Origin of the sequence: Streptomyces sp. NPDC050636 (assembly GCF_040654775.1) — a bacterium.
Classification (GTDB): Bacteria; Actinomycetota; Actinomycetes; order Streptomycetales; family Streptomycetaceae; genus Streptomyces.
Map to the genome: position 1 here is coordinate 42,602 of NZ_JBFAIP010000051.1, position 6,032 is coordinate 48,633.

General features: G+C 70.8%; 5 protein-coding genes. 2 read left to right on the top strand and 3 right to left on the bottom strand.

The features are described 5' to 3' along the window. Nucleotides 1–183 precede the first annotated feature (183 nt). Together AB0I10_RS28085 and AB0I10_RS28090 are read right to left on the bottom strand one after the other, a co-directional pair. Complete coding sequence (locus tag AB0I10_RS28085) at nucleotides 184–1,593, bottom strand: FG-GAP and VCBS repeat-containing protein (protein ID WP_363155428.1); 1,410 nt, start codon at nucleotides 1,591–1,593, stop codon at nucleotides 184–186. Nucleotides 1,594–1,828: 235 nt separating this feature from the next. Then, complete coding sequence (locus AB0I10_RS28090) at nucleotides 1,829–2,866, bottom strand: SMP-30/gluconolactonase/LRE family protein (protein WP_363155429.1); 1,038 nt, start codon at nucleotides 2,864–2,866, stop codon at nucleotides 1,829–1,831. 164 nt (nucleotides 2,867–3,030) lie between these two features. Between AB0I10_RS28090 and AB0I10_RS28095 the strand changes: the two genes are divergently transcribed. After that, complete coding sequence (locus AB0I10_RS28095) at nucleotides 3,031–3,474, top strand: MarR family transcriptional regulator (protein WP_363155430.1); 444 nt, start codon at nucleotides 3,031–3,033, stop codon at nucleotides 3,472–3,474. A 188-nt stretch (nucleotides 3,475–3,662) separates the two neighbouring features. Next, entirely contained in the window at nucleotides 3,663–4,934 is a 1,272-nt protein-coding gene (gene thrS, locus AB0I10_RS28100) for a threonine--tRNA ligase (RefSeq protein WP_363155431.1), read from the top strand. A gap of 30 nt (nucleotides 4,935–4,964) precedes the next feature. On the opposite strand, the gene AB0I10_RS28105 is transcribed toward thrS, so the two are convergent. Beyond that, a complete protein-coding gene (locus tag AB0I10_RS28105; RefSeq protein WP_363155432.1) occupies nucleotides 4,965–5,801 on the bottom strand; it encodes a DUF4097 family beta strand repeat-containing protein in 837 nt (278 codons plus the stop codon). Nucleotides 5,802–6,032: the final 231 nt, after the last annotated feature.

The window sequence follows — 6,032 nt, forward strand, 5'->3', positions numbered from 1 at the left end:
ACTCTCCGGCCGGGGGTTGCAGATGCGGGTGCTGACACACCGCACTGACGCGCCGCGGCGTCGGCAGTCGGTCAGGCGGACAGTCGGTCAGGCGGACAGGCGGACAGGCACTGGAACCGAACCGGACCGGGTACCAAACCGGACCGGGTGCGGAAACGCGGTACCGCACCCGGTCCTGGTCGCCTAGAGGCCCAGTACACCGCCGTGCTCGACCGCGCCGTTGAGCCCCAGACCAGCAGGGGTCACCGAGGTGATCGGGGGCGGGGTGCCCTCCTCACGGGACGGGTGGAACCAGACGCCGCCCGACTTGCTGTTCTCGCCGGGGGCTCCGATCGCGATGTCCGGATAGGTGTCGCCGTTGTAGTCCCCGGCCGAGACGGCCGCGCCGAAGAGGTCGCCCGTCTCGGCGGTGCCGGGCACGCCCGTCGAGTTCTGGCTGAAGGCGGGGCCGGTCATCACGCCGGTGTGGCTCGCGGCGAGCCACAGGTACGAGCCCGCGTTCGCATTCGAGCCGACGGCCTCGTGGCCGACACCGACGATGAGTTCATCGACGGTGTCCCGGTCGAGGTTGGCCACCGACAGGGACGCTCCGAAGTCGTCCTCGGCCTCGGCGGTGCCGCCGACATACGGCGAGGACTGCGTGGTGCACGCGGCATTGCCGCCCAGGGTGGTGCCCTCCTTGCCGTAGACCACCGCGATCGCACCGCCGAGGCGGTCCTCGCAGAAGGTGCCGTCGGCCTCCGGGTTGGGCTGGACCAGGCCGATGGCCAGGTCCGACGTGTGGTCGCCGTCGAAGTCGCCGGTGGCGATCGCGCTGCCGTAGTCGCCGGTGCTCCACGTGGTCGACCAGGCGCCCGAGGTACGGCTGTAGACACGGGTGCCGGAGCTTTCCGTGCCCTTGAAGGTGACCGCCAGGTCGTCCGTGCCGTTGCCGTCGAAGTCACCGGCGGCCAGGGCACGGGCGCCACCGAAGGCGTACCCGTCGATGAGCTGGGTGCTGGTCGGCGAGCCCGAGGTGAACGGGCCCGGACGCATCCGCGTGCTGCCGCCCTCCTCGCCGGAGGCGCTCAGGGCCAGGTCCTGGTCACCGTCGTGGTCGAAGTCGCCGGCCGCGATCTTCCCGCCGAGCCGGGAGAACTCCGAGTCGCCCTTGGCGGCGGTGAGGCCGCCCTTGGTGAAGCCGGACGCGGAGCCCCAGACCACCGTGACGGTGCCGTGGTGCTCGGTGGTGGAGCTGGTGAGGGACTCGCCTGAGGCGGAGATGGCCAGGTCGGCGTAGCCGTCGCCGTTGAGGTCGGCGACGGCCACCGCCGTACCGAACAGGTCGCCGGCCTCGGAGGTGCCCGGCACCCCGGCGGTGGACTGGCTGACGACGGTGGACTTGGCGGGCCCGTTCGCGCTGCCCCACAGCACGTTCACATACCCCGCCTTGGCCTTGCCGTCCACGGTCGCCTTCGGCATACCGACCGCAACGTCGTCGTAGCCGTCACCGTTGAAGTCGGCACGCGTGGCCGGGGCGGCCGTGGCGGACCCCGCGAGCGGCAAGGTCAGTCCCGCGGCGGCCAGGCCCGTCACCGTGGCGATCGCAGCCATGGTTCTTATGCGCAACAGTGTCTCCCAGAAGAGCGAGGGAATGATCGATCGATCTGGTGTGTGACAGACGAGCCGTACCGAAGGTTGCGTCTGAGTGGATTACGAATAAACAACAACTCCGACCGCGCCAGCGCCGCGACCTGCACCGTGGAGCTCGCCGGCAGCCGCCCCGGGCCCAGCTCGTCGCCGGCCTCGCCGACATCAGGTCCGGGCGCGCATGGTGTCGCCGTACGGGTCAGATGCCGTCCACCTCGGCCACCGTGAACGGTTGCGGCGTCCCTGGGCCCATCGGGCCGCCCTTGTCGAACTGGGAGCGGACGACGAGCGTCCGGCCGCCGCTGTGGACGATCGTGGTCGGGATCTGGAGCGTCTGGTCGGTGATGCGGCGCCCCATGCGGGCGGACGCGCCGTCGTCGACGACCTTCCACCGGCTGATGGTGTTGGACACGTTGTGGACGACCCAGAGGGTGTTGCCGCGCATTTCGAGGCCGTCGCCGTGCAGCGCGTCTCCGCCGTGCAGGGCGACTCGGCGTACCGAGCCCGACGCCAGGTCGACGCGGTAGAGGGTGCCCGCGGTCATGTCGACGGTCAGCAGATAGCGGCCGGAGGGGTCGGCCACGATGCCGTTGAGCGCGAGGCCGCCGGGCGGGGTGTCGGGGAGCGCACCGGCCACGTCGTAGGCCGTGGTCAGCCCGGCACGCCCGCCGTGCGCGGCGGCCCGTGCCAGCTGCCGGGGCGTGACGCGGTAGAGGACGCCCCGGTAGCTGTCGGTCAGATAGGCGCTGCCGTCCGGGGCGATCGCGAGGTCGTTGACGAACGACTTGGCGCTTCCGGTCACGTCGAAGCGGGCGATGAGCCTGCGGTCGTGCAGGTCGTAGACGGCGACGCCGGCGGTCGAGTCGATGACCCACAGCCGGCCGGCGCGGTCGACCTTCAGGCCGTTCGCGGTGGTCCGCCCGTCGGTGCCGGACGGCAGGAAGACCTGGGCGGCGCGGTGTCCGGGCGTCGCCTTGTAGACGGCGCCGGTCGCGTACGAACCGACGTAGATGTCGCCGGTGCGCGGGTCGGCGGCGATGCCTTCCGGGTACACGCGGTCGCCGGGCAGGTCGTACGCGGTGGAGACGCGGGCGCGGGTCTCGTGCCGGGCGGCGGCGTGCGAGGCCGGTGACGCGGCCGCGGGTTGGCCGCTCGCGGTGGCGGCGAGCGGCACGACGACGGCGGTCAGGGCCAGGGCGGCCGAGGTCAGAGTGCGGCGTGTGATCGCTTGGGACATGGGTGGGTGCCTCCCCGTTCTCGGCGCATGCGGTGTCGTCCGCATGCGATCGAATGTGCACGAACTTAAGTTAGAACTCTAATGCTCGTCAAGGTTCTAATTTTTATATGGGTGCTCATCATTGGGTGAGGGCTTGCCTGATGTATGGCCGTTACGATGCGGAGATGACGTCCATGCCCGCGTCCGAGCGCCTCGGTTCCTCCATCAAGCGAGCCGAACAGGCCCTGAACGGCGCCAAGAACGCGGCGCTGAAGCCGGCCGGTCTGACGGTCCCGCAGTACGCGGCTCTGCTCTACAGCTCCGAGCGGCCCGGCATCTCGGCCGCCGCGCTGGCGCGGGCATGCGGAGTGACGCCGCCGACCATGAACACGGTGCTGAAGAACCTCCAGGAGCGCGGCCTCATCGAGCGCACTCCGCACGAGTGGCACAAGAACGTCCTGGAGACCCGGCTCACGGATGAGGGCCGCACCGTCATGGAGAACGCCGACGCGCGGGCGGTGCGGGTGGAGCGGACACTGGCCGCCGAGTTCACCGACGAGGAAAGGGCAACGCTGGTCGCCCTGCTCGCCCGGTGCGCCACCCTGCTCGACTCCGTGCGGCCCGCCTAGCCAGGCCGTGCCGAAAAATGACCGTGCGGACGCCGGAGCTCCCCTGCTAGCGTCGCCGGCATGAAGCGCGCTGCCATGACGACGACGCCGGAGAGTGTCCCGGCGCGCTGACAGATGCCTTAGTCAAAAGCCCCGGGGCGAGTGCCCCGGGGCTTTGCCATGGGGTCCCCCTCCTCGACCGAAGCCGAGTGCCTGGGGGAGGTCACTCGCCTCACGTCCGCGAGGAGACCGCCATGCATGACCACCGCAAACTCGGCCGTGAGCTGGACCTGTTCGACACCGACCCACTGATCGGCGCGGGACTGCCGTACTGGCTGCCCGACGGCGCGACCGTGCGGCACACCCTGGAGGAGTACATCCGCACCGCCGAGCGGCGGGCGGGCTACCGGCACGTGTACTCGCCCGTGCTCGGCAAGCGGGAGCTGTACGAGATCTCCGGGCACTGGTCGCACTACAGCGACGACATGTTCCCCCCGATGCACCTCGGCGGTGAGCAGGTCGTCCTGCGGCCGAGCCTGTGTCCCCACCACGCGGTGATCTACCGCTCCCGCTCCCACAGCTACCGCGAACTACCCCTGCGCATGGCCGAGTTGGGCGGCATGCACCGCTCCGAACTCTCGGGTGTGCTCGGTGGGCTGACCCGCGTCCGGGCCATCCAGCTGAACGACGCGCACATCTTCTGCACCCTGGACCAAGCGGCCGACGAGGCACAGGCCGCCCTGGAGATGATCCGCCGGGCGTACGAGGCACTCGGCATCAGCCCGACCCGCTACCGGCTCTCCCTCCCTGGCGCCGGCGGGAAGTACGTCACCGCGCCCGAGATGTGGCAGAGGTCCACCGCCTTGCTGACCGATGTCCTCGACCGCTCCGGTCTGCCCTACGAGGCGGCCGAGGGAGAGGCCGCGTTCTACGGCCCCAAGATCGACGTCCAGGTCACCGACGGTGCCGGCCGGGAGTCCACCCTGTCCACCGTCCAGGTCGACTTCCACCAGCCCGAGCGGTTCGATCTGCACTACATCGGCGCGGACGGCGCGAAACACCGGCCGGTCATGGTCCACCGCAGCATCATCGGCAGCGTGGAGCGAGCCGTCGCCCACCTCATCGAACAGCACGGCGGCGCGTTCCCCGCCTGGCTCGCCCCCGTCCAACTGGTGATCCTCCCGATCTCCGAAGCCGAAATGCCGAACGCCGCGGCCCTCGCACAGCGATGCACCGACCTCGGGCTGCGTGCGGAGATCGCCGGACCGGAACGCGGCACCCTGGGCGCCCGCATCCGGGAGGCCCGCCTCGTGCCCTACCAAGCCGTCATCGGCGCCAGGGAAGCCGCCGACGATCACGTCGCCCTGCGCCTGCGTGACGGACGCCGCCTCGACTCGCAGCCCGCCGGCGACATGCTCACCCGCATCGGCGCTCTGATCGATGCCCACAGCACCGGCCTGTGGCACAACACCGCCTCGTAGCCGCGGTCGCGCAGACGGCGGATCGCTCGGTCAGGCGCGGCGGATGACGATGTCGCCGACGCCGGTGCGGGCGCGCACCTCGACGGTGTCGCCGGAGTCGCCGGGGGCCTCGGCCGGGCCGAGGGAGTTGCGCACGCTGCCGACGCGGGTGTGCACGTCGAGCCAGGCGGCGGTGGGCTCCCGGATGCCGACCTCGATGTCACCGGCGGCGGCCTGGAGCGTGGCCCGGCCGCGCTCCAGGCCGCCGATCCGGATGGAGCCGTTGGCGCACTTGGCGTCGACCGAGGCATGCGCGATGTCCACGGCGATATGGCCGTTGGACGAACTCACCTTCAGGTCTCCGGCGATCTCGCCGATCACGGACTCACCGTTGACGTTCTTGACCAGCGCGGCGCCCGCGATGTCGCCGATGTCGATCCGGCCGGCCCCGGTGACCTCGGCGTCTCCCGTGACCCGGTCCACGCTGATCGCGCCGTGGCCGGTCCTCAGGTTGACGGCTGCCGCCTCCTCGACCCGGATGGTGCCGAGCGAGGTCTTGAGCCGGCACTCCCCCAGCCGGCCTTCGCAGATGAGGTCCGCCATGGGCGAGACGCCCAGGAGGTCCGAGTCGGTCGGCAGCTCGACGGTGACGTCGACCGAGCCGCTCTTGCCGAACAGGGAGCGCTTCTTGGGCCCCTTGACCAGCAACCGGCCGCCCGAGCAGGTGACTTCGGTCTGCTGCGCGGCCCGTACGTCCGCGTCGTCGGCGCCGTTGCTCGGCAGTACCTCGACGACGGTGTCGGTGCGCTTGCTCGCCGTGATGCGGGCGGTACCGATGTCGAATTCGAGGGTGACGGAGATCGGTTCGGGAGTGTCGAAACTGGGCATGGCTGTCCCGTCCTCATGACTGTGGTGTGAGTTCCCGCTGGTAGGGGGCACCTCCCAGCGGTGGCTGGGGCAGGGTGGGTGAGGGAGAGGTACTGAGCTAGCGGACCCAGCCCGTGAAGCCCTGCTGGCCCCGATGGCGGCTGCGGGCGGCTGGGCGGGCCCGCTCGCCGGGCTGCTCCATGGCAGCGGCGACGGCCCGTACCAGCCAGGCGTTGACCGACAGGCCCTCCT